Source organism: Modicisalibacter sp. MOD 31.J (genome assembly GCF_020147985.1).
Lineage (GTDB): Bacteria > Pseudomonadota > Gammaproteobacteria > Pseudomonadales > Halomonadaceae > Modicisalibacter > Modicisalibacter coralii.
This window is the reverse complement of the sequence record NZ_JAGXFF010000004.1, coordinates 148264-170700: the sequence shown is the minus strand read 5'-3', so window position 1 is coordinate 170700 and position 22437 is coordinate 148264. Positions and strand designations below refer to the sequence as shown.

Below are 22437 nucleotides of genomic sequence, written 5' to 3'. Positions count from 1 at the left end.
AGCCAAGAACCTCATCCAAGGCCGCCAACGCTTTGCAGGGACATTCACATGGCAGTTCGCTGGGGGCTGCGCGGCAAGTCGGCCATGGCCTTGCTGCTGGCCTGTCTACTCTCCTTGGTGCCCGCCGCGATCCTCGGCTGGCAGGCCGTCGACGGCATTCGCCATCACTTCGCGACCGCCTACGCCGAGAACTACACGCTGCTGCACATGCAGCGCATCCTCGCCCCGGTTTCCCGGGAACTCGCCCTGGCACAGCGCTTCGCCGACTCGCAGGCCACCCGTGCCTGGCTGGCCGACGAGGATGACCCGCTCAAGCGCCGGCGCTTCTTCACCGAGGCCGAGGGCTTTCGCCGCAGTTTCGCCGACCACACTTTCTTCATCGTGGTCGACGCCAGCGGCGACTACTACTTCGATACCCCCGGCGAGACCGACCCGCGCACGCCACGCTATCGCATCGACCCCGACGACCCCGAGGATGCCTGGTACGTCGAGACGCTCAAGAGCGGCGTGCCCTACAACATCAACGTCGATATCAATAACCGACTCGGCGTGACCAAGGTCTGGATCAACGTGGTGATACGCGATGGAGAGCGAACGCTGGGGATCGCCGGTAGCGGGCTCGACCTGAGCGGTTTCCTCGACGACTTCATCCGCGACGGTGCCAACGGCATGACGCCGATGATCGTCGCCCCCGACGGCGCCTTTCAGGCCTACTCGGACACCCAGCGCATCGCCTTCAATTCGGGGGCCGAGGCATCGGGGAGCGTCGCTCAGGGTCAGCGGATCCAGTCGCTGATCACCGATCCGGGCCAGCGCCGGGCGCTGTCGGACGCGATACAGTACGCCGAGGGTCATCCTGGCGAGGTACGCACCCTCGAGGCCCGCCTCGAGGGCCAGCCGCGGCTGCTCTCGGTGGGCTACATCCCCGAGCTGGACTGGGTGATGATCACCGCGCTCGACGTCCAGGCCGCCCGGATACTCGATCCGGGCTGGCTATGGGCGCTGCTCGGCGGGCTGACACTGCTGCTGGCGCTGCTGCTGGCCGGCTTCACCTACGCCATCGAGCGGCTGATCCTCGGCCCCTTGCGCCGACTGCAGCACTCGGCCCGGGCGATCGCCGACGGCGACTACTCGCCGCAACTCGCGGTACGCCGTGACGACGAGATCGGCGAACTCTCGCGCGCCTTCTCCCGGATGGCCGAGCAGGTCGAGCGCCATACCCGGGAACTCGAGTCCCGGGTGCGCGAGCGCACCCACGAACTGGAGCAGGCCAATCGGGAAATGGCCCGTGCCCGGCGCCAGATCGATGACTCCCTGGAATATGCCGGCATCATCCAGCGGGCGATCCTGCCCGACCACCGGCTCGCCACCGATCTGGAGCACCAGTACGCGGTACTCTGGCGCCCCCGCGATCACGTAGGCGGCGATTTCTACCTCTGCCGCGAAAGCGAGCGCGGCTGCCTGATCGGCGTCGTCGACTGCGCCGGCCACGGCGTGCCCGGCGCGCTGATGACCATGCTCGCCCGTGCGATCATCGATCACGCCATCCTCGAGGCCGGCGAGGCCGATCCCGCCGGGATTCTCAACGCCACCGATCGCCAGACCCGCGAGACGTTCAATCAGGCCTGCCTGCCCGCCTCGATCGCCACCAACATGGACATCGGCCTGGTCTGGATCGATGCTGCGCGCGCCACCCTGACCTTCGCCGGCGCCAAGATGTCGCTGTACGCCAGCGATGGCGAGCAGCTCGAGATCCAGCGCGGCGGCAAGCGGGCGATCGCCCAGAAGCGGCGCATGACCTACACCAACGCCCATCAGCCGCTGCATCCGGGCTGGACCTACACCCTGTGCAGCGACGGTTTCCTCGACCAGGCCGGTGGCGAACATGGCTTCGGCTTCGGCAACCAGCGCTTCGAGGCGATGCTCCAGGCGCGGGCCCGGGATCCGCTGGAGGCCCAGATCGCCGCCTTCGAGGCCGAGCTGGAGGCCTATCGCGGCGACCTGCCGCAGCGCGACGACATCACCGTGCTGAGTTTCCGCTATCGACCGTCGTCCGACGACGACCGGGACCCACGAGATCCGCCCCAGGACGAGTCACCATGAGGACGACGCCATGAATCTGCTCGCCATGCGCGAAAGCTATCTGCAGCAGCGCATCATGCTGTGCTTCAACGGCCCGATATCGCGCAGCCTGATCGAGGAGATCGGCAATGCCCTGCGCAATTACATGGCCAATCAGGAAACCGCGCTCTCCTCGGCGATGGACGTCTTCGCCATCTACATCGAGATGACCCAGAACATCCGCCATTACGCCGGCCTGCAGGGTTACGACGAGACCCAGGCCACCGCCACCATTGCCGTGGCCAGGGACGACGGGGCCCATTACCTGATTTCGGCCGGCAACCTGGTCGAGTGGGCCGACGGCGAACGCCTGGTCGAGAGCATCGAGGCGCTCGCCGGACTCGACAAGGCCGAGCTCAAGCGCGCCTACAAGCAGCAATTGCGCCAGCCGCGCGAGGCCGAAGCCAGCAGTGGCGCCGGTCTCGGCATCCTCGACATGGCCCGCAAGTCCAGCCGTCCGCTCCAGACGTCACTCGAGCGCTTGCCCGACGGCCGTGGATTCTTCAGCCTGACAGCCACCGTATGAGACAGCCCATGCACAGTGACCTGAACATCGCCGGTACTCAATCGACGCCCGCCATCCAGAGCGACTGGTCGGCCGGCCGGCTGGCCATGCAGGGCGATTCCTACCCGGAAAACTCCTATGAGCTCTTCGGCCAGGTCATCGACTGGGTCGATGCCTATCTCGCCGACGGTCCCGCACCGCTGCGCCTGGACCTGACGCTGGTCTATCTCAACACCAGCTCGGTCAAGGCGATGATGGATATCTTCGATCTGCTCGAGGACGCCCATGAACGCGGGCAGGACGTCGCCGTGGACTGGCGCTACGACCCGCGCAACGAGCGCATCGCCGAACTCGCCGAGGAGTTCCGCGAGGATTGCAGCTTCCCCTTCGTGATCGCCCCGACACAGGCCCCCACGTGATGGCGGACGACAGCGATCTGCTCGGCCACGTCGAAGCGCTGCTCGCCATCGACGAGTACCGCGACCACCCGCTCTACCCTGTGCTCGAACAGCTCTATCGTCACCATCAGGGACAACAGAAGCGGCTAGAGCGGTTGCTGTCGATCGCCGACGGCTACCAGCAGTTCAGCCGCGACGAGATGCTCGAGACCCAGCAGCAATACGCGCGCCAGTTGCAACGGGAACGCAAGCTGTCGCGGATCTCGGACCGCTATCAGGAACTGATGCGCGACAACAACCGCGAGCTGCATACGGCCTCGACCCACGACCCCCTCACCGGACTGGCCAACCGTCGCATGCTCGCCGACCGGCTCAAGCTGGCCGGCCAGCGTTCTCGCCGCGAAGGCCTCGCCTTCAGCGTGGCGATGCTCGACGTCGATCACTTCAAGCACATCAACGACCGCCACGGCCACGAGGTGGGCGACCGGATCCTGGTCGAGATGGCTTCGCTCATGGGTCAGACGCTGCGGGCCGGTGACCTCTGCGGCCGCTGGGGCGGCGAGGAGTTCCTGCTGCTGTTGAACGACTGCACCCTCGATCAGGCCCAGGCCCTCGTCGAGCGGCTCTTCTCGCGGTTGCGCCAGTTGCGGGTGACGGCAGGCGATACCCAGGTCACGGTGACGGTGAGCGCCGGCATTGCGCAGTTTCGGCCAACGGAAAACGAGCAGGACACCGTCAATCGCGCCGATCGGGCGCTGCTGGCGGCCAAGCGCGGCGGCCGCGACCGCTACCGGCTCGCCGAGTGAGGCGGCGACGACGCCATCACGCAAAAGGGCACCCGAAGGTACCCTTTTGCGGATCCGCGCCGGGCGACATCGTCATTGCGGCTCGGCAAGGTCGTCGCGCGCGGCGGCGTCGTTGATCGCCACCGCCGGCCCCCGGATCAACTGCTCGAGACGGTAGTCCAATCCGCAGTCCTGACACCGATAACGGCGGGGACGGTGCAGCACACGCTGCCACCAGCGACGCCTGATCGGGTGGACACCGTAACTGGTGCAATTGGGACATTGCAGCACGAAGCGCTCCTCCCCTTCTGGTCCGAGCGATGACAACGAGCGGCGACGTGCAACCGCCGGCACGCTGACGACTGTTCACATTGGCGGGCGACGTCGCGGCATGTCCGCCTTGAGCAGCGCCCAGCAGACCACGGCGAGCGTGAGAAAGCCGCTCAGACCCCGGGCGTCGCGCAGCATCGACTGACTCAGCCCGAAGATGACGAAGGCCAGGATCACCACCAGCCCCGACAGGGCCAGCAGGCGCTCACGAGGCCGTACGGCCCGTCGCAGGTGGCGGCCGAACAACACCAGCGGCACGCCGTAGACCAGCCCCAGGCCGGTCAGTCCGACCAGCCCGCGCCGCGCCGCGGTGTCGACGATGTCGCTGTGCAACTGGCCGTAGGCGGCGATCTCGGGATAGCGCCCGGTCGCCGCGATCCAGCCTCTCAGGGCGGGCTCCAGGCCCGCTTCCCCCCAGCCCCACCCGGGGTGTTGGGCGAACAGCGCCAGTCCGCCACGCCACATGCCCAGGCGCAGGCCCAGCGACGAGTTGGCGTCGCCGGTCGCGAAATAGCCCTGCAGGTCGTTCACCGCCAGTTGCAGGCGCTCGACGACCCCCGTCTGGGGCAGGCTCGCGCCGACCACGACCGGTATCCCGAGCAGGAGCAGGGTGCGACAAACGCCACGCCCGGCCGGCAACGGCCGATAATGGATGACGATCAGCAAGACGAGCAACGGCAGCATCAACCAGCCGCCACGAGTTCCCGACAGCAGCGAGGCAGCCAATCCCGCCAGCGAGGCCAGCGCCAGCAGCAATGTCGAACCTCGTCGCCACGGCTGGCCGTCATCGCGACGCCCCAGCAGCGACACCAACGCCAGCATACCCAGCAACAGCGCCAGATTGCCGAAGGGGATCGCGTTCATGATCTCATAGATGCGCGGCAGCCCCAGCCAGACCCGTTCATGGAGCGCGACGGCGAGCGCCCCCGAGGCGCCTAGCGCGAGCCCCGACAACCAGCCTCGCAGTCGGGGGGGCTGTGCCCGCAGCCAGATCATCAGCAACGCGGCGAGCAGCGGCCACAGGGGCAACAACCTGCCTTCACCACTCAGCGAACGCGGCCAGGCGTCGCTGCGCCAGACATCAGCGAGCCAGCTGCCCGAAAAGGCCACCAGCGCCACCAGCCACAGCAGATCCTCGGCGTCCAGGCTGACGCGCCAGCGACCCGGCGAAGCGACTCCTGCCGCCACGGCCATCAGCGCCGCCGCCAGCGGAAAGAGCGCATAGCCCCGCGGCCAGACCACCAGCGTGGCGAGAAAGCCGCTCACCAAGGCGGTGTTCAACACCCCCCAGATCCCACGCCGTGCCTCCGGGCACGGCGAGACCCGCCCGGCAGCGGCGTCGCCTACGCCGGTCCCCGCGATTCGCGATGTCACGCCCTCGTCTCCCGGCATGCGTCAGGCATGGGCGGCCATGCGCTTGAACATCTCGTTGCGCTGCAGCAATTCCTCGTAACGACCGGCGTCGATGACGCGTCCGCGGTCGATCAGGTAGATGCAGTCGCACTGACGGACCGTGGCCAGGCGGTGGGCGATGATGATGGTGGTCTTCTTGCCCGAGAACTCGTGCACCGCATCCATCACCCGCTTCTCCGTGATGCCGTCCAGGGCGCTGGTCGCCTCGTCGAGCACCATCACCTCGGCATCGCTGTACAGCGCCCGGGCGATGCCGATGCGCTGGCGCTGCCCCCCGGAAAGCTGGACGCCGCGCTCGCCGACACGCGTGTCGAGACCGTGGGGCAGCTCGGCGAGCAGATCGTCGAGATGTGCCATCGAGGCGGCGCGACGCACCTGCAGATCGTCGATCGCCTCGGGCGGCAGGCCGAAGGCGATGTTCTCGCGAATCGTCGCATCGGTCAGGAAGATGCTCTGGGGCACGAAGCCCAGGGCATTCTGCCAGGCCCGCCTGTCGCCCGAATCCAGCGACCGGCCGTCGATCAGCAATGCCCCCGACTGCGGCTCGATCAAGCCCAGCAGCAGATCGATGGTGGTCGACTTGCCGGAGCCCGAGGCCCCCACCAGCCCCACCACCCGGTTGGCGGGGATTTCCAGGGTCAGCCCGTCGAGGGCGGCCTCCGCCTTGCCCGGGTAACGGAACACCACGTCGCGCAGGCTGACCGCCTGGCGCGGCACCCAACGACCGGCAGCCTCGGGGTCGATGACGTCGTCGCCGCTTTCCCGGACGCTGCCCAGGAGATCCTCGCGCAGGGCGTCGAAGGCGGCCAGGTCACCACGGATCTGCGAGATGCTGAAATAGACCTGCTGGAAGGCCGGCAGCAGCTTGAAACCGGCCAGGGCGTACACCGAGAGCACCGGCAGAATGCTGCCGACATTGCCCTGATAGGCGGCGAGCAGATAGAGCACCAGGAAGATCACGCTACCGAAGGCGACCAGCTCCATGGCGTAGCGCGGGACCTGACTCAGGGCCTGGTTGACGCCCTCGGCGTCGGCGTAGCGCCGGCTGGCCTCGCCGAAGCGGCCGGTGAAGATGCGTTGACGCCCCAGCACCAGCACGTCCTTGATGCCGCCGAAGCCTTCGGCCATCAGCCGATAGCGCTGGGTCTGGGCCTCGGAGATCGCCCGGCCGTTGCCGATCAGCCGGCGACGCACGGTCACGTAGAGCAGCAGGTAGGCGCTGACGAACACCAGCAGGCCGGCCACCGCCACCAGCGGGTTGTAGACGAACACCGCGACCAGCATGAACAGCGCCATCACCAGCTTGGCGTTCATCTGCATCAGCGGGTTGATGACCTTGACCGTGATGCGCTGGCACTCCTGGGTGATCTGGTTGATCAGATGACCGCTGTTGCCGCTGGCATGGAAGATCCAGGGCTGGTGCATGTAATGGCGGAACAGGCGGTTGCCCAGCTCGACCCCGACCCGCGCGCCGTACAGCGACAGTCGCCAGATGGTGAACATCGAGATCATCGCCGCCAGGGTCAGGGCGATCAGCACACCGATGCCCACCCAGACCAGGAACCGGGTGGGCGAGCCGGCCCCGCTGGCGCGGTAGAGTTCGGCCACCATGCCGTCGCCCTGCAGCTGACTCATGTCGCCGACCAGCGCCATGAAGGGCCCGATGGAGACCACGCCGGCGATCTCGGCGAAGGCCATGAGGATGACCAGCCCTTGCAGGCGCAGGAGCTTGCGGCGCTGCTCGGCGGTCAGCAACGTATAGAGTTCAGCGAGACTCTTGAGCATGTCGGGTCACCGTGAAGGCGGCCGGTGACGCGCGCTCATCGCGCGCCGAAACCGGTCAGGAGTGTCTTGAGGGTACGCAGCACGATCAGGGCATCGAGCCAGAAGGACACGTTCTTGATGTAGTAGAAGTCGTATTCCAGCTTGCCGACCATGCCGTCGACCTCGGCGGCGTATCCCTGCATGACCTGGGCCCAGCCGGAGATGCCCGGGCGAACCACGTGGCGATAGTGAAAGTACGGCACTTCCCGACCGTACCATTCGGTCAGCGCCATCGATTCCGGCCGCGGGCCGATCAGGCTCATGTCGCCCTTGAGCACGTTGAACAGCTGCGGCAGCTCGTCGAGGCGATACTTGCGGATCACCCGCCCCACGCGGGTCACCCGCGGATCCTCGCCGGCGGCGGTGAATCCGCCACCGGCACGGTCGCTGTACATACTGCGAAACTTGTAGAGCGTGAACTGACGACAGCACAGCCCCATGCGCCGCTGGGTGAAGAACGCCGGCCCCGGGCTGTCCAGGCGGATCGCCAGCGCGGTGACCGCCATCACCGGCAGCGCCAGCGGCAGCAGGCAGAGCACGCCGAACAGGTCCAGACCACGCTTGACGATCTCGTAGCCCTCATGGGGTGACAGGCTGCCGTGGCGAACCTCCTCGGGAAGCTGGTCGAGCGGGATGCGGCCGTAAAGCAACTCCAGCGCCCGACTCTCTGTATAGACCGGAATCCGGTGGATGGTGCATTCGGCCAGGAAACGCTGCCAGCTGTCGCCGAGTTCCGCGCGGGGGTCGGCGACCACGGCGTTGACGCGCACCCGCTCGAGGCTGGGCGCATCGAGCGGACACCAGCCCACCCCGGGGTCCTGGCACAGGGCGGCGGCGCGCCCGAAGGGCACGATGGCCAGCAGCGGCCGCCAGGCCCCGGCGAGCAGGAAGAACGACAGCAAGCCGGTCACGCAGGCGGTGGCGAAACTGGCCAGCAGATAGGCGCTGTCGAACGGCAGTTCGACAAGGTGCAGCCCCAGCGCCGAGGCTCCGTAACCGGCCGCCAGACAGGGCACGATCCAGACCGGCGCCTTGACGCCCGGCAGCCGCGACAGCCGCTGCACGACCCAAAACGCCAGCAGATAACTCAGCGTCCCCAACAGCAGGGCGATATGCCGCTCGGCGGCGATGCCCTCCCAGAAGCCCGCCCCCCACATCATCAGCGCCGGCGCAGCGATGGCCATCAACCAGCCGGTCAGCAGGTGGGTCGCCGGATTGACCAGCAGCCGCTCCCAGGGTCGTGAATGACGCCGCTTGCGATCGAGCCATTGGGTATCGAGTCCATCGGCGGGCAAGACGTGCTCACCGCCCGCCAGGGCCGACGCCTGCCATTGTGTCGACGAATCGTTCAGATGCTTCTTGACGTTAGCCAGCATGAGGCCTCCCTGCTTGTTGGAGCCTTCGACAACGGGGAAAAGACCAAGGCCCGGCGTCCGTCCGGCACGTCGGGGTGCCGGCGGGTTGTTGTCATGGCGGACGCCACCTTGAACGGAATCGGAACGGGTGCCGCCCGGCGAAGGGCGGCGACGACGTCAGGGGTGGAACCGGTCGGTGTCTCAGGAAATCTCGACGAGCCCATGGTGTGCCCAGCGATCGAGATAGGCCTCGACGATGGGCAACGGCAGGCCGACCCGGCGCGCCAGCAGCGTCATGCTGGTGGGTCGGGTCAGCGTGGGGACGGTGTCCATCAACAGGCGCAGTCGACGGCGCTGCTCGTCCGGCCCGTCACCGAAGGCGACCTGGCCGGGGTCGACGTAGAGGTCGTAGCGCGGATGCGACAGGCAGATGTTGCCGGAAAAGCGCTTGCGTACCACCGCGCTGGCTTCCAGGGCATCGATCGCCGCCAGCAACGCCGTCACCGCTTCCTCCAGGCACCCCGGATCCATCAGCTCGATGCTGTCGCGATCGGTGTGGTACTCGGGGTAGGGATAGCGGGACAACGACGCCATGGGAATGCCGTAGGCCTCCCAGATATATTCGTCGTTGAGCAGCGCGCTCTCGAAGGCGCCGGTGTGGTGGCGGAATTCGAGCTGCTCGAGGGCATCGGCGAGGGCGATCTCGACGTTGGCCTGCTCGTGGCGGGAGAACTGCAGGGCCAGCTCGGTGGGCGAGCCGAGCATTTCCAGCATCACCCCCTCGAGCAGGGTGTCGCGCTCCGCCGCGGGCAGACGTCCCAGGTAGTACTCGTTGCCCATGATCCCCGGCGCCAGCACCAGCCGATAGCTGAAGTTGAGCTGCCGACCGCGCCGACGCAGGGCCTCGAACAGCGCCACCCCCACCGCCACGCCGGACAGCCCGTCGTTGGCCACGCCGGGGTGATCCAGGTTGGCACCGAAGACGATGGTTTCCGGCGAGCGCCCTTCCAGGGTGTAGTCGAGCACCCGCAGGGTGCCGGGCGCCTCGCGGGTCTCGATGGTGACCCGGTACTCCCCCGGTGCGAGCGAATCGAAGAAGGTCCGCGGGACGCAGAAACCCCAGTCGCGATCCCAACTGCGGAACAGCTGCCGGAAATGAAAGGGAATCGCCTCGGGATAACGATGATCGTAGTGCAGGTGCCGGCGCAGCTCCTCGCGCGACACGCTGCCGGAGAACGGCGCGGACAGCGCCATCACCGCCAGCGGGTGATGCCGCCCGTCGTAGATCGTCTCGCCGCGGTACTCGATGCAGGCTTGCGTCACGTCCCACTTGGGCGGGATCACCCAGCCGTTGTAGTCGTCGCTATCGGGATAGCACAGCTCGCGAAACGGCAGCACCGCCTTCATGTAATCGATGGTGGCATCGTAGTCGCTGGAACAGATCACCCGGTTGAGCGGCGTGAGATCGGCCAGCAGTTTCATCATGTCGTACATCGTGGTGCCCCCGACTCTCAGGCGCCGACCGGCGAGACGCCGGCCCAGCCGAACGTCTCGAGCGGCACGCTCGCATCGACCGGTACGTCGTTGGTGTCGAGCCGCGGCAGCCGCAGCGGATCGTTGCGGACGATATCGGCCACGCCCACCTCGACGGTGAGCCCCAGGGCACAGCGCTTCTCGCGCAGGAGTGTCAGCAGCGAATCGTCATAGCCACCGTAGGGGTAGCACATCACCCAGTCCCGTTCGGGCACCCCCAGCTCGCCGAGGAAGGCCAGGCTGCGGTCGATCTCGCGACGTTGCTCGTCGGCGTCGAGGGTGTTGAGCCAGCGATGCTGGTCGCCATGACTGCCCAGACACATGCCGGCCTCGCGCAAGTCGCGCAACTGCTCGCGGTCCATGTAGAGCATGGCGGCGAAATCCCGCTCGTCGCGGGTCACGTAGCGCCGGAACAGCCGGTCGACGATCTCGCTGCGCAACGCCAACGGCAGTCCCTTCTGCAAGAGACGCTTGATGAAGGTCACCTCGGGTGTGTCGTAGCGACTCTCCTGCGAATGGGCCTGGTAGTACTCGGCGTTCGATTTCAGGTCATGGGCATCGCGCAGCTCGTCCAGGGCGGCGAATATCTCGCTGACCAGACGCGACGGCGCGACGCCGCTGGCGAGCACGAAATGAATCTTGTTGACGTCGAGCACGCGGCCGTCGAGCACCGAACAGGCGGGCGGGAAGAAACTGCCCTGCATGCCGCGCGCCACCAGCTCGGGCAGCACGTAGCGATGGTGATCGGTATAGCCGTCATCGAAGGTCAGCAGCGCCGCGTTGTCGGGCAGCGTCGCCTCGCCGCGCATGGCGGCGATCACCTCCTCGACGCGCACGACCCGATAGTGGCGTGCGAGAAAATCCAGTTGCCCCTGGAACTCATCGAGCGCCCTCCCCTTGACCGTCAGGAAGGCCGACCGGGGCATGGGCCGGACATAGTGGTACATCACGATCGTCAACGCATCGCTCATGGTTGTCTTGCCTCCTTGTCCCTGCTGTCGATTCATGGCTCGTCGTTCATCACCAGGCGCTGAGACCGCCATCGACGAACAGGGTCTGCCCGGTCACGTAGCGCGAGGCGTCGGACGCCAGATAGATCAGCGCCCCGGTGAGTTCCTCGGCCTCGCCCATGCGCTTCATGGGAATCCGCGCGGCGTAGCGACGCTGGAATTCGGCGTTCTGGCCGCTCGCCACACCGCCGGGCACCAGGGTGTTGACGCGAATGCCGTGCCCTGCCCAGAGCGTGGCGAGATAGCGGGCGAGCCCCGCCACCCCGGCCTTCGAGGCGGCATAGACGGGCGGCGTGTTGATCGCCACGCCCAGGTATTCCGACCCTTCGTAGATGGCGGGATCGCTGCCCAGATGGCCGTAGATCGAGCCGGTATGGATGATGCTGCCGCCGTGGCCCTGAGCGATCATCTGCCGGCCCACGGTGCGGGCGACGAGGAACACCCCGTCCAGGTTCACCGCCATGATGCGTCGCCACTCCTCGAGGGCGTACTCCTCCGCCGGGGCGAAGAAGGCCGCGAGATCCGGGGACTTGCTGGCGGCATTGTTGTGCAGGACGTCGATCCGCCCGAAACGCTCGACGACGCGCGCCACCAAGGCTTCCACCGAGGCTTCCTCGCTGACGTCGCAGGCCAGCCCCAGGCAGTCGACGCGATACGCCGCGGCAAGCTGCGTCGCCAGCGCTTCGGCGGCCTCGCCGTCGACGTCGGCCACCACCACGTGAGCACCGAACTCGGCCAGGGCGCGACAGAAGTGTTGCCCGAGGATCCCCAGGCCGCCGGTGACGACGGCCACCCGGCCGTCGAGTTCAAACAACCGCCTGTAGCTTGGCGTCATCGATCGCTACCTCGCTGCGGGTCTGGAGAGCCTGCTGACCGGCGATCAGCGTGCGGATGACGGTGGGCGTGGCCGCCGCGGATTCGCCGGGGCGGGAGGTCTCGACCATCGTCGCGAATTCGCCGAGCAGACGCCGGAACATCGAGAAGTTGTCGGTGATGTCGTGATGGCTGCGCCGGCGGCTGCCGTAGACGTCGACGCGAAACACCGGCGGCGAGTCGGGCAACGTATCGATGGTGATCAGCGCGCCGTCGTCCAGGGTGATCGCCAGGGCATCGTGGTCGCACGGCAGGGCCCGGATCGTGACCGGCCGCGCCTGCAGCAGCGGAACGATGGCATCCAGCAGGTGCACGCCGTAGCGCGCCCACTCCTGGACGATGGTGCCGCGGACCAGGCTCAGGCGGCCGTAGTCGGCGAGTTCGGCGCGCACGTCGTCGAGCTCGCGGGCGTAACGCATGGCCGAGCAGGACATCAGCGTGCCGGCGGCCAGAAACGGCGCGAAATAGTCGAGCTCGGCGGCATCGAGGGTCAGCGGCTTGTCGATCAGCACCGGCACCCCGGCCTCGAGGAAGGGCGCGGCGAGCTGGCGGTGCGAGGCCGCATCGTCGCGGGCGATGATCACCGCATCGACCTCGCCGAGCATCGCGCCGGGAGCGGCCACGGCGTTGGCGATGTTCGCCGCCCGACACAGCGCCTCGGTGACCGCCGGGTCCTGCGTCCAGGCGTGGCTGACCCGCAGATCGCCGACGCCGAACTCCGAGGCATGGCGGCGGCGCACGTAGCCGTGGATCACCGGCCAGCCGGCCTCGCGCAGCCCGGTATCGTCATAGCCGTTGAGGATCGCCGAATAGGAAAAGGGGTGGCCATTGCCGGGGCTGTGGCCGATGATGCCCACGTTCGTCGTCATGCTGCCTCCCACGAGAAAATCGACCCGCGCTTGGCTGGTGAAGCCATCATCAGGGCCCTCACCAGACAGCCCATCCGCCGTCGACGCACAGATTCTGGCCGGTCATGTAGCTGCCGGCGTCACTTGCCAGAAGCGCGATCGCCCCCTTCAGTTCTTCCGGTTGGCCCAGGCGCCCCAGAGGGGCCTTGTCCCGGAGACGCTGCATGAAGCTCTCGTTGTCACGGGTCACGGCATGCGGGAAGGCACCCGGGCTGATCGCGTTGACACGGATCGCGTCGGGAGACAGGAAGCTGGCAAGGTAACGGGTGAACTGCAGTACACCGGCCTTGGCGGCCCCGTAACTGGGCGGATTGGCATGGTCGGTTCCGACATACAGTCGATAGTCGGGCGCTACGTGGCCGTACATGGAAGCGATGTTGACGATGCATCCATGCCGTTCCCGAATCAGCGGGTGGAAGTGCTTAACCATGCGGAACACGGAATTGAGGCTGATATCCACGTCGTAATACCAGTCCTCCTCGTCGATGCTCTGCCAGCTGTTCTTGCGTCCCGACCAGGCGTTGTTGACCAGAATGTCGAGGCCACCGGCCTCGCCGTCGAGGCGTTCGACGCAGTCCGTGACCGAGTCGGCATCGGTAACGTCCAGCGCCATGCCACGATGCTCTCCCCCGGGGAAGTGTTCACGTAGATGCCGTGCGGCTTCTGCGCAGACCTCTCCGTCACGGCTAGCCACCACCACGCTGGCCCCCAGCTCGGCCAGGGCCTCGCCCATGGCCAGGCCGAGATAGCCCGCGCCGCCGCTGATCAGCGCCGTACGGCCGGAGAGATCGAACAAGTCATGCAATGATCGGTTCATGGTCGATTCCTTTCACCAGGTATTCGGCAATCATGAAGTCTTCGAGGGTGTCTATATCCAGCGAGCGGCTGCCGTCGATCACCACTGCGCCCATGCGCCCGAAGAGCAACGCCTGGCAGTCGGTGCGCAGCCGGTCTAGCCGGAAGGCGTAGACGTCGCCGCTGAGCTGGTAGGCCTCCGGCAACGCCTGCCGGGGCAGCCAGGGGATGGCCCCGTCAATGAACGTCTCGAGCTTCCCGTCCGCCAGTCTCCAGGCCCGATGGGGATTGAGCTCGGCGGGCTTGAACGTCGCCGCGGAGTCCAGCCCCTCCTCGAGGCGCGCCAGACACTGCTGGATGACTTCGGGCCTGCGAAACGGGCTCGTCGGTTCGAGAAGCAGGCCATAGGGGGCACGCTCCCCCTCGCCCCTGAGGCGCTCGGCAAGGTCGACGACCGTATCGAGAACCCGGGACGTATCGGTGGCGAGCGCCGCGGGACGCCACATGACTTCCGCACCGCAGCGTTCGGCAACCTCAGCGATGGCGCGGTCGTCGGTGGAGACGATGACGCGATCGATGGCGTCGCTGTCGAGCGCCATGCGCAACGTCCAGTCGATCAGCGGGCGTCCGCCCAGATCACGTATGTTCTTGCCGGGCACCGACTTGCTGCCGCCGCGGGCCGGCACGATGGCCACGACTCTTTTGTCACCGATCATGAATTCACCCGATTGTCGAAGTGGCGCCAAAAGGCACAGAGCAGAGAGGTCATGCCGACTTGATCTGCGAGAGGGTCTCGCAGTACTGACGCCATTCGCCGGTATCCAGCCAGGCCTTCTCGCTGATCGGGTAGACCCCCACCCGCCCGCCGCGCGCCCTGACGTCGTCGATCAGGTCGGTCAGGTGGTAGAAGGCATTGGGCGGGACCAGATCGAGGGTCGAGGCGCGCAGGATGTAGAGGCCGGTATTGACCATGAAGTCGTAGTGCGGCTTCTCGCGCATGGCGCACAGCTGACCGTTGTCGACGATGTCGCAGATGCCGTAGGGAATGTCGTAGGAACGCATCGACACGACCACCGTGATGTCGTTGTTCTCGCGACGGTGGTGCTCGACCATGGCGTGGTAGTCCGCCCGCACGATCACGTCGCAGTTGGTCACGATCAGGTCGCCGTCGAGCTTGCCGCTGAGCGCGCTGAGGCTGCCGCCCGTGCCCAGCGGTTTCTCCTCGTAGAGGTACTGGAGACGGTAGGCCGGCTCCCGCTCCTCGAAGTAGGCCTGGATCATCCGCGACTTGTAGTTCACCGAGAGGTAGAAGTCGTCCACGCCGTAGTCGACGAAGGAATCGAGGATGATCTCGATGGCGGTCTTGTCGCCGACCGGAATCAACGGCTTGGGCAGGACGTCGGTGAACGGCGCCAGGCGCGTGCCCTTGCCCCCCGCCATGACCACCACCGGCAGGTTCAGATGATGGCGCGGCGAGCGCTCCCCGCCCTCCTGGCAGAGCGACTCCCAGAAATGCGCATCGACCACGCGCCCGCCGTCGTCGACCACCGGTACCGCGGTGATCTGCAGCCGGCGCATCGTCCGGCCGACCTCGGCGAGGTCGTCGTTTTCCCGCGCCGTGAACGGCGCGGTGTTGCAGACCGCCCCCACCTGGCCGGCCAGATCGCCGCCGCCCAGGATCCAGCGGCGCACGTCGCCGTCGGTGAGCGTGCCCAGCAGTCGCGAGCTGTCATCGACCACGAACAGGACCTTGCGCCGGGTCTCCTCCAACTGGTGGAGGGCTTCCAGCACGTTGCGTTGCGGCGGGGTCAATAGCTTCTCGAACATTCTGCCTCCTCGCAGGCACTCGCGACGCCGAAGGGCGCACCGACGAACCGCTTCTTGGGGTGTGGGTCCAGGGGAAACGTCTTGAGGGTTTCCTTGATCCGCCAGGACGTCCTGCCGTCGCCATGACGGTCGTAGGGATTCTCGAGACCGGCCAGCGAGCGCCGGAAGTCGTCGCTCGAGGCGCGCTCGATGGCCGCGCGGATCGCCTCGCGCTCGGCGGCCACCGTGATCACGTTGGCCGCCGTCAGCCGCCCTGCCTGACGGCTGCCGATGTTGACCACCGGCAGGCGGAACGACGGCGCCTCGATCAGCCCGCTCGACGAATTGCCGATCATCAGATCCAGGTGGGCCAGGCAGGCGTGGTAGCGCCGTGGCCCCAGGTTGTCGAAGAGCCGGGCGCGGTCGGCGTGGCGCGCGCACCACGCGCTCAGGCAGGCGTTGATCTGTCGCCCCTGGCTGTCGGCGTTGGCCTTGGTGATCACCAGATCCAGTCCGTCGATGGCTTCCAGCGCCTCGAGCAGGGCCCGTACCGTCGCCAGGGAATCGGCGTCGCTCTCGGCCGTCACCGGGTGGCAGGTCACCAGGGCCGTGGGGCGCGTCAACGCCAGCCCCAGGGCCTGCGCCAGCGTCTCGCGGTCGAGCCGCTCGCTGCGGTGCAGGTGATCGAGCCCGGGGGCACCGTGATTGAAGATCGCCTCCGGTGCCTCGCCCAGTTGCAGCAAGTTGCGGCGATAGGTCTCGGTGGCCGGGAAATGCAGCGAGGCGAGCTTGGTCACCGCATGGCGGAAGTAGTCGTCGAGGGCGCCCCGGGTGATCTCGCCGCCGTGCAGATGCACGACGGGGATCCCCTGGACCACGGCCGCCAGCGCCACCGGGACGATCTCGAACCGATCGCCGAGCACCACCACCGCATCGGGCCGGTCCTCGGCCAGGGCATCGCCACAGGCGAGCATGGCCAGCCCCATCGCCTTGGTCACCGCCGTACGGGTATCCGAGGCGAGCAGGATCTCCAGGCGTCGGTGGATGGCGAAGCCGTCGCGCTCGATGTCGTCGACGGTGTGACCGAATTCGCGGGACAGGTGGCTGCCGGTCACCGCCAGCATCAGTTCCAGGGCCGGATCGTCGTCGATCTCGCGCAGCAGCCAGTAGAGCAGCCCATAGTCGGCCCGGGTGGTGGTCAGGACCCAGAGTCGCCGGCTCATGCCAGGTCCCGCCAGTCGAGCAGGTCGTCGCTGCGAATCGCGCGGGCGGCCTGGCGCCCCACCACCGTCTCGAGCAGCGACGGCGGCATCCCCGAACCGGGCCGCTTGAGGGTCAGATCGGCCCGCGACAGGATCTCCCCAGCGGCGATGTCGCGCCCCACGGCGATGCTCTTGCGCACCACCCGCATGTTGTCGAGCTCGCAGGGCGCCGGCCGCTTGATGCCGTCGCCGCGCGCCAGTTCGACGTGGCGAATCGCCTCGACCATGGCGCGAAAGTCGCCGAGCGCCAGCGAGGCGGCGTGGTCGGGCCCGGGCAGCGTGGTATCCAGCGTGAAATGCTTCTCGATCACCCGGGCACCCATGGCGACGGCGGCGATCGCCATGTCGATGCCCGCGGTATGGTCCGAATAGCCCACCGGGCGGCCGAAGGCACTGGCCAGGGTGTGCATCGCCGAGAGATTGATCTGCTCGAAGGGTGCCGGATACTCGGTCACGCAATGCAGCAGGGTGATCTCGCCCGCGCCGGCGGCATCGAGGGTGCGGATCGCGGTATCGACCTCCGCCAGCCAGCACATGCCGGTGGAGAGGATCACCGGCTTGCCATGAGCGGCGATGCGCTCGAGCAGCGGCGTATTGGTGATCTCGCCGGAGGGAATCTTGAACGAGCGCACGCCCAGGTCGGCGAGGAAGTCGACGCTCTCCTCGTCGAAGGGACTGGCCAGGAATTCGATACCCAGCGCCCGGCAATGGGCCTGCAGGCGCTGGAACGCCTCGGCGTCGAGTTCGAGCGCCTTGAGCAGCTCGTACTGCGACGCCACCGCCGCCGTGCGGCGCTGATAGGTCGCCGTCGCGGCCGCCCGCGTCACCAGCCGGTCGGCGCTGAAGGCCTGGAACTTGATGGCATCGGCCCCGCAGGTCACGGCCTGCTCGACCAGGCGGAAGGCCTGTTCGAGGGAGCCGTCGTGATTGACCCCCGCCTCGGCGATCACGTAGGTACAAAGCGGTTCCTTCATGCGATTCTCCTTGCCGGGGTCCCGACGTAGACGCCGGGTTCGTTGATGTCGCCGACCACCGTGGCCCCCGCGCCCACCACCACGCCCGAGCAGACCGAGACCGAATGGATCAGGTTGGCGCCGGTACCGATCTGGCAGTGGTCACCGATGTGGACCCCGCCGCTCAGGGTGGCGCCCGGCGCGATGTGGACGTCGTCGCCCAGCCAGCAGTCATGGTCGACGCCGGCGCGGGTATTGACGATGCAGGCCCGCCCCAGCCGCGCGCCGGTGACCACCACGGCGCCGTCGAGCACCACGCTGCCGTCACCGCAGACGACATCGGCGTGCACGATGGCGGCATGCGACACCAGGGCCGGAAAGTGGAAGCCTCGTGCCTGGTAACGGAACAGCAGCCCGAGGCGGTCGGCGTGAGCGTCCACCTTGCCCACCCCGATCACCGCCAGGCGCTCGCCGGGGGGCAGATCCCGGGCCAGGATGTCGCGGTCCGTGCCCAGGTAGGCCACGCCGGGCATGCCCTGCGAGGCCTGCGGCGCCGTGTAGCCGCGTGCCCGGTGGCCCAGGGCCACGAGGCAATGCACCAGGACTCTCGCATGGCCCCCGCCCCCCAATACGTAATAGTCCGCCATCCCGTCACCGCTCCGGGCGCATCCATTGCGCTAGATGTTGTAGAGATGGGCCTTGTAACGGGCCAGGTTGGCGGGATCGCTGAACCACTCGATGGTCCTCGCCAGGCCGCGCCGCAAGCCGTCGAGGCCGCCGAAGGCCGGCTGATGGCCGAGCAGACGGACGGCCTTGTCGGTACTCGCCCAGAGGCGTTCGACTTCGCTGCCGGCGGGGCGCAGGCGCTGTTCATCGGTGGTGATGGTGATCTCGCGGCCCGCCAGGTCGGCGATCATGCCCACGGTGTCGCCGATGCTGATCTCGAAACCGCTGCCCACGTTGACCACCTCGCCGATCGCCGCCTCGCTCTCGGCGACCCGGATGAAGCCGCTCACCGTATCGTCGACGTAACTGAAGTCCCGGGTGGGATGCAGCGACCCCAGGTGGATCTCCCGTTGCCCGGCGATGAGCTGGGAGATGATCGTGGGGATGACCGCTCGCGCCGACTGACGCGGCCCGTAGGTATTGAACGGCCGGATCACCGCGACCGGTGTCGCGAAGGAGCGCTGGAACGACAGCGCGATCTGGTCGGCGCCGATCTTGGAGGCGGAATAGGGCGACTGCCCGCACAAGGGATGTGCTTCGGTGATCGGTACCTGACGGGCGGTGCCGTAGACCTCGCTGGTCGAGGTATGCACCACCTTTTCGATGCCCAGGTCGCGCGCCGCCTGAACGATGTTCAGCGTGCCCTTGACGTTGGTGTCCACATAGGTGTCGGGCGAGTGATAGGAATACGGAATCGCGATCAGCGCGGCGAGGTGGAGGATGACGTCACACCCCTCGACGGCCCGCCGCACGCCGTAGGGATCGCGAATGTCGCCGGCCACCACGTCCAGATTGCGTCGCACCTCGAGCGGCGCGCTGTCGAGCCATCCCCAGCTGTTGAAGGAGTTGTACATCACGAAGGCCCGCACGTCGTGACCGGTCTCGACCAGTCGCTCGGTGAGATGGGAACCGATGAAACCGTCCGCGCCCGTGACCAGTATCCGCTTGCCCTGCAGCTCCATGAGTTTTTCTCGCGTCGACGAACCGTGAAAAAGAAACATCGAGAACGAGCCACTTCACTGTTCCGGAAGTCGGCCCCATCGATGAACCGGCGACTCATTGCCAACTCGACAGTCATTACCCCAAATCACTGGCGATCATTCTTGTTGCAGCACTGCAGGCATGTACCGTTTTATCGCTTCCCGAAAACCACGCTACCGCCCCGAAGGGTCACAACCCCTCTGCAACTGACGGATTTTTCGAACAAATATCGATCGGATACAAATCGCTGACTACATATTGTTACAGACAAATCCGGATTTCACAGGCCCAATTAAATGACTAATAAGCAGGGTTTTTTAAGCCATCCGCGGCGTTGTTTATCCTCACACTACAACCATTCACTCGATGTGTTTTTTCATCGCTCGGGATGGTCGGATACTGAGATGATTCATCCTTGCCGCATGAGGTGAAGCCCGACGCTAGGGGCGATACGGCCAAGGTTCGTCAGGCTTGTGACGGCGCGCCAGAATGGCCCGCTGAACCCGAGCCTAGAGCGTGCCCGGGGCCAGCCCCCGAGCATGGTCGGGCATCGCGGAAAATCGCCTGAAAACCCTCTACCCTAGCTATCGAGACGGGAGACGGATGATGGGAGATAGAAGATGGGAGACGAAACCGCGCCATGGAGCTGAAGACCCTATTCATACAGAGTGACGATGGCGCGTTACTCGCCGATGCCACCGCGCATGTCTATCATGCTGACACCACTCGCCTGGTGGACGATCTCAAGGGACCAGCCGATATCCCCCTCACGAACCCGCTCAAATCGGACCACGAGGGTCTCCTGCAATTCTCGGCGCCTAACGGCAAGTACGACATTCATATCCGGAAGGGAAACCTGGAAAAAACGCTGAAGGTTCAGTTCTTCGACATCGACGATGCCAATTCATTGAGCGTTTCGACCTCCTCCGGGTCACAGCAACTGGTCGAGGCACTGGATCGCAGGACACTCTATGTGGAATGCGTGAACGCACTGCAGGAACTGGACACACGGCGATTGCTGGATGGCCAGACGCTTTACATCAAGCGTTTTCGGCAGAATCGAGAAGGCGGGGGCGGCCAGTTCTATTGGTCGGCCAACAGTACGCAAGCCGTGGATGGCGGAACGGTCTTTGGCACGAAGGCACGGCCCGGAAGGTTCATCCGTCTTCCCGCAGGGGCCATCTATTCGGACTGGTTCGATCTGATCGACAGCGTGACCGAAGACCAGACCGAGAAATTCTTCTCGGCAAAAAGAGCGGCCGAGAAATATCATCTTCCCCTCTATCTTGGCGATATCCGTATCGTCATCTCCCGAACGTGCGTCATCGACAGTCGGTCCACCAGCTGGATAGAGGGTTTATCGTCACAGCGCGGAACGACCATCATCTTCCGGAGCCAATCGGCAACCGGCTCCTCCGCGAAACAGGCCTTCCATTATTCGGAGACCTCCAGCGGCAGTCTGCTGAGAAACATTCAGCTAGTGGCCGAGACGGCCGGGACGTCCGTCGGCATCGCGATTTCCTCCTCGCTGTCAGCCGGCATCCCGAATTGGAAAAACCGCTTCGACAGAGTCGAGTTGAGGGATTTCGCCATAGGCGCCATGACGACGACGCAGAATCCGTTCGATGGCAGTACCCACGGGTGGGCGTCTGAAACCCTGTTCTTCAATTGCAAATTCAGAAACTGCCGGACGTCTTTCCTGAACAACAACCTGCAGGCCGTCAACACGACCTTCATCGATACGGACATGGAAAATGACGACAGCGCCGAGCGGTACACCCTGATACGCGATGAGGCGGGAGGAGAGATCAAGGTGATTGGCGGCAGTTTCATCGGCCGCGGTACCTTCTACTCGTGGATATACCCTGACGCCGCCAGGAACCTGTGGTATTCCGGCAAGGTCTCGTTCTTGTCGAGCCGCTGGGAGGCCAGAAGCGCGCCCGGGGAAAGGGCCCTGTGCCAGGAGGATCATGCGACACAGGGGGACCGCAGCAGGATGTTGACCCTCAACCTGTCCGATGTGCAGATCAACGCCGACGGCAAGGATATCGACCTGCTCCATTACGCCGGAAAGCTCAACGCCCGGATCGAGAATGTGGTCTTCAGCTATGGACGCGGGATCATTCGCCAACACCCGACTTCCAACCTCTCGGGCAGTGCGACCCGCGGCGGCATGTCGTCCGTCTACGTGACCCACAGCGCCGGCATCCATTACCAGCGCGCCCGCTCGACGCCCTACGCCGGCACCCATGACGAGAACTTGACGGGCGTCGTCTCCATTTCCTCACCCCATATCGAGACCGGCGGCGCCTACACCATTGACGGCGAGGGTTTTTTCTACCCCCGCAACCCCGCCTGTGCCGAACTGGGAGCCGGTCTGTCGCTCGGGGTGGAAGAAAAGACCGTGACGTTCGGCGTCGCTGAAGCCGTCATGGAAAGGCACCGCCTGAAGATGAAACTGCCGACGCATGCGCGGCCCACCAAGTTCTGGGCGTTCAAGCAGCCGGAAGCCTGGCAGGCCACCACCCATCGCCTGTACGCCGTCAAGGACCGCGACAGGTGGCAGGACGCCACCTTCGACGCCGATAGCGATGCCCGGCTGATCGCGGAAATCGAGGCGCCCCCCGGTGCGGGCTATTACGAGGCGTGCGTGAGGCTGACCAGCCACGACTTCGGGCACCAATTTCAGGCAGGCAGCGACGGCTGGCGGGAAGGAAGACTCTATGTCGAAACCACCGGCTCGGGCTTCGTCGGCTGGGTGGGGATCAAGTACCTATGAAACGCTCGGCGGGCTCGTCATCGGCACCTACCACCCGGGCCAACCATCGCATGAAGACACACCCTCAAAAGGCAATCGAT

The 22437-nt window shown here is 66.1% G+C and carries 20 protein-coding genes; 5 read left to right on the top strand and 15 right to left on the bottom strand.

Annotation, left to right across the window (positions count from 1 at the left end; translation table 11 throughout):
* Positions 1–48: 48 nt before the first annotated feature.
* From siaA to siaD, 4 genes are read left to right on the top strand one after another with little or no spacing between them, the layout of a single operon-like run.
* The gene (gene siaA, locus KGR00_RS14685) at positions 49–2103 is read left to right on the top strand and encodes a biofilm regulation protein phosphatase SiaA (RefSeq protein WP_224419455.1); all 2055 of its coding nucleotides are present in this window, start codon (positions 49–51) and stop codon (positions 2101–2103) included.
* Positions 2104–2113: 10 nt separating this feature from the next.
* Positions 2114–2647, top strand: a complete 534-nt coding sequence (gene siaB / locus KGR00_RS14680) for a biofilm regulation protein kinase SiaB (protein ID WP_129140532.1) — start codon at positions 2114–2116, stop codon at positions 2645–2647.
* Between the two features lie 8 nt (positions 2648–2655).
* Complete coding sequence (gene siaC, locus KGR00_RS14675; RefSeq protein WP_129140531.1) at positions 2656–3045, top strand: biofilm regulation phosphoprotein SiaC; 390 nt, start codon at positions 2656–2658, stop codon at positions 3043–3045.
* The gene (gene siaD / locus KGR00_RS14670; protein WP_224419454.1) at positions 3045–3830 is read left to right on the top strand and encodes a biofilm regulation diguanylate cyclase SiaD; all 786 of its coding nucleotides are present in this window, start codon (positions 3045–3047) and stop codon (positions 3828–3830) included. Before siaC ends, siaD begins: the two co-directional genes overlap by 1 nt.
* Before the next feature lie 72 nt (positions 3831–3902).
* Here the strand turns inward: siaD and KGR00_RS14665 are convergent, their stop codons facing one another.
* The 15 genes from KGR00_RS14665 to KGR00_RS14595 form a co-directional block, all read right to left on the bottom strand.
* Positions 3903–4100, bottom strand: coding sequence for a hypothetical protein (locus KGR00_RS14665; RefSeq protein ID WP_224419453.1), 198 nt, complete (start codon positions 4098–4100; stop codon positions 3903–3905).
* 75 nt (positions 4101–4175) lie between these two features.
* The gene (locus KGR00_RS22515) at positions 4176–5513 is read right to left on the bottom strand and encodes an O-antigen ligase family protein (RefSeq protein WP_224419452.1); all 1338 of its coding nucleotides are present in this window, start codon (positions 5511–5513) and stop codon (positions 4176–4178) included.
* A gap of 21 nt (positions 5514–5534) precedes the next feature.
* Positions 5535–7337, bottom strand: coding sequence for an ABC transporter ATP-binding protein (locus KGR00_RS14655; RefSeq protein ID WP_224419451.1), 1803 nt, complete (start codon positions 7335–7337; stop codon positions 5535–5537).
* Positions 7338–7372: 35 nt separating this feature from the next.
* Positions 7373–8752 carry an exopolysaccharide biosynthesis polyprenyl glycosylphosphotransferase gene (locus KGR00_RS14650; protein WP_224419450.1) on the bottom strand — a complete coding sequence of 460 codons (1380 nt, stop codon included), beginning with the start codon at positions 8750–8752 and terminating at the stop codon, positions 7373–7375.
* A gap of 180 nt (positions 8753–8932) precedes the next feature.
* Positions 8933–10216 carry a DUF4910 domain-containing protein gene (locus KGR00_RS14645; protein ID WP_224419449.1) on the bottom strand — a complete coding sequence of 428 codons (1284 nt, stop codon included), beginning with the start codon at positions 10214–10216 and terminating at the stop codon, positions 8933–8935.
* Positions 10217–10242: 26 nt separating this feature from the next.
* On the bottom strand, positions 10243–11235 hold the full coding sequence (locus KGR00_RS14640; protein WP_224419448.1) for a polysaccharide deacetylase family protein: 993 nt from the start codon (positions 11233–11235) through the stop codon (positions 10243–10245).
* A gap of 49 nt (positions 11236–11284) precedes the next feature.
* Positions 11285–12109: an SDR family oxidoreductase gene (locus KGR00_RS14635; protein WP_224419447.1), complete on the bottom strand. Its 825-nt coding sequence runs from the start codon at positions 12107–12109 to the stop codon at positions 11285–11287.
* Complete coding sequence (locus KGR00_RS14630; RefSeq protein ID WP_224419446.1) at positions 12081–13016, bottom strand: Gfo/Idh/MocA family oxidoreductase; 936 nt, start codon at positions 13014–13016, stop codon at positions 12081–12083. The genes KGR00_RS14635 and KGR00_RS14630 overlap by 29 nt, the downstream gene beginning before the upstream one ends.
* A 58-nt stretch (positions 13017–13074) precedes the next feature.
* Complete coding sequence (locus KGR00_RS14625) at positions 13075–13872, bottom strand: SDR family oxidoreductase (protein ID WP_224419445.1); 798 nt, start codon at positions 13870–13872, stop codon at positions 13075–13077.
* On the bottom strand, positions 13853–14566 hold the full coding sequence (locus KGR00_RS14620) for an acylneuraminate cytidylyltransferase family protein (RefSeq protein ID WP_224419444.1): 714 nt from the start codon (positions 14564–14566) through the stop codon (positions 13853–13855). The genes KGR00_RS14625 and KGR00_RS14620 overlap by 20 nt, the downstream gene beginning before the upstream one ends.
* Positions 14567–14615: 49 nt before the next feature.
* A complete protein-coding gene (locus tag KGR00_RS14615) occupies positions 14616–15677 on the bottom strand; it encodes a nucleotidyltransferase family protein (RefSeq protein ID WP_224419443.1) in 1062 nt (353 codons plus the stop codon).
* The gene (gene neuC / locus KGR00_RS14610) at positions 15659–16879 is read right to left on the bottom strand and encodes a UDP-N-acetylglucosamine 2-epimerase (protein WP_224419442.1); all 1221 of its coding nucleotides are present in this window, start codon (positions 16877–16879) and stop codon (positions 15659–15661) included. The genes KGR00_RS14615 and neuC overlap by 19 nt, the downstream gene beginning before the upstream one ends.
* Positions 16876–17892 (bottom strand): N-acetylneuraminate synthase, encoded by a 1017-nt coding sequence (gene neuB / locus KGR00_RS14605; RefSeq protein ID WP_224419441.1) that lies wholly within the window; start codon positions 17890–17892, stop codon positions 16876–16878. Before neuB ends, neuC begins: the two co-directional genes overlap by 4 nt.
* A complete protein-coding gene (locus tag KGR00_RS14600) occupies positions 17889–18518 on the bottom strand; it encodes a NeuD/PglB/VioB family sugar acetyltransferase (protein ID WP_224419440.1) in 630 nt (209 codons plus the stop codon). The genes neuB and KGR00_RS14600 overlap by 4 nt, the downstream gene beginning before the upstream one ends.
* Positions 18519–18548: 30 nt before the next feature.
* Positions 18549–19559, bottom strand: coding sequence for an NAD-dependent 4,6-dehydratase LegB (locus KGR00_RS14595; RefSeq protein ID WP_224419439.1), 1011 nt, complete (start codon positions 19557–19559; stop codon positions 18549–18551).
* 659 nt (positions 19560–20218) lie between these two features.
* Between KGR00_RS14595 and KGR00_RS14590 the strand changes: the two genes are divergently transcribed.
* The gene (locus KGR00_RS14590) at positions 20219–22357 is read left to right on the top strand and encodes a hypothetical protein (RefSeq protein ID WP_224419438.1); all 2139 of its coding nucleotides are present in this window, start codon (positions 20219–20221) and stop codon (positions 22355–22357) included.
* Positions 22358–22437: the final 80 nt, after the last annotated feature.

Bases quoted from the DNA above. Each gene is read 5' to 3' on its own strand.
- KGR00_RS14655 (WP_224419451.1), bottom strand. From the start codon at position 7,337: ATGCTCAAGAGTCTCGCTGAACTCTATACGTTGCTGACCGCCGAGCAG.
- KGR00_RS14600 (WP_224419440.1), bottom strand. From the start codon at position 18,518: ATGGCGGACTATTACGTATTGGGGGGCGGGGGCCATGCGAGAGTCCTG.
- KGR00_RS14650 (WP_224419450.1), bottom strand. From the start codon at position 8,752: ATGCTGGCTAACGTCAAGAAGCATCTGAACGATTCGTCGACACAATGG.
- KGR00_RS14635 (WP_224419447.1), bottom strand. From the start codon at position 12,109: ATGACGCCAAGCTACAGGCGGTTGTTTGAACTCGACGGCCGGGTGGCC.
- KGR00_RS14590 (WP_224419438.1), top strand. From the start codon at position 20,219: ATGGAGCTGAAGACCCTATTCATACAGAGTGACGATGGCGCGTTACTC.
- KGR00_RS14615 (WP_224419443.1), bottom strand. From the start codon at position 15,677: ATGTTCGAGAAGCTATTGACCCCGCCGCAACGCAACGTGCTGGAAGCC.
- siaB (WP_129140532.1), top strand. From the start codon at position 2,114: ATGAATCTGCTCGCCATGCGCGAAAGCTATCTGCAGCAGCGCATCATG.
- KGR00_RS14620 (WP_224419444.1), bottom strand. From the start codon at position 14,566: ATGATCGGTGACAAAAGAGTCGTGGCCATCGTGCCGGCCCGCGGCGGC.
- KGR00_RS14595 (WP_224419439.1), bottom strand. From the start codon at position 19,559: ATGGAGCTGCAGGGCAAGCGGATACTGGTCACGGGCGCGGACGGTTTC.
- KGR00_RS14625 (WP_224419445.1), bottom strand. From the start codon at position 13,872: ATGAACCGATCATTGCATGACTTGTTCGATCTCTCCGGCCGTACGGCG.
- neuC (WP_224419442.1), bottom strand. From the start codon at position 16,879: ATGAGCCGGCGACTCTGGGTCCTGACCACCACCCGGGCCGACTATGGG.
- KGR00_RS14645 (WP_224419449.1), bottom strand. From the start codon at position 10,216: ATGATGAAACTGCTGGCCGATCTCACGCCGCTCAACCGGGTGATCTGT.
- siaC (WP_129140531.1), top strand. From the start codon at position 2,656: ATGCACAGTGACCTGAACATCGCCGGTACTCAATCGACGCCCGCCATC.
- KGR00_RS14640 (WP_224419448.1), bottom strand. From the start codon at position 11,235: ATGAGCGATGCGTTGACGATCGTGATGTACCACTATGTCCGGCCCATG.
- siaD (WP_224419454.1), top strand. From the start codon at position 3,045: ATGGCGGACGACAGCGATCTGCTCGGCCACGTCGAAGCGCTGCTCGCC.
- KGR00_RS14630 (WP_224419446.1), bottom strand. From the start codon at position 13,016: ATGACGACGAACGTGGGCATCATCGGCCACAGCCCCGGCAATGGCCAC.
- siaA (WP_224419455.1), top strand. From the start codon at position 49: ATGGCAGTTCGCTGGGGGCTGCGCGGCAAGTCGGCCATGGCCTTGCTG.
- neuB (WP_224419441.1), bottom strand. From the start codon at position 17,892: ATGAAGGAACCGCTTTGTACCTACGTGATCGCCGAGGCGGGGGTCAAT.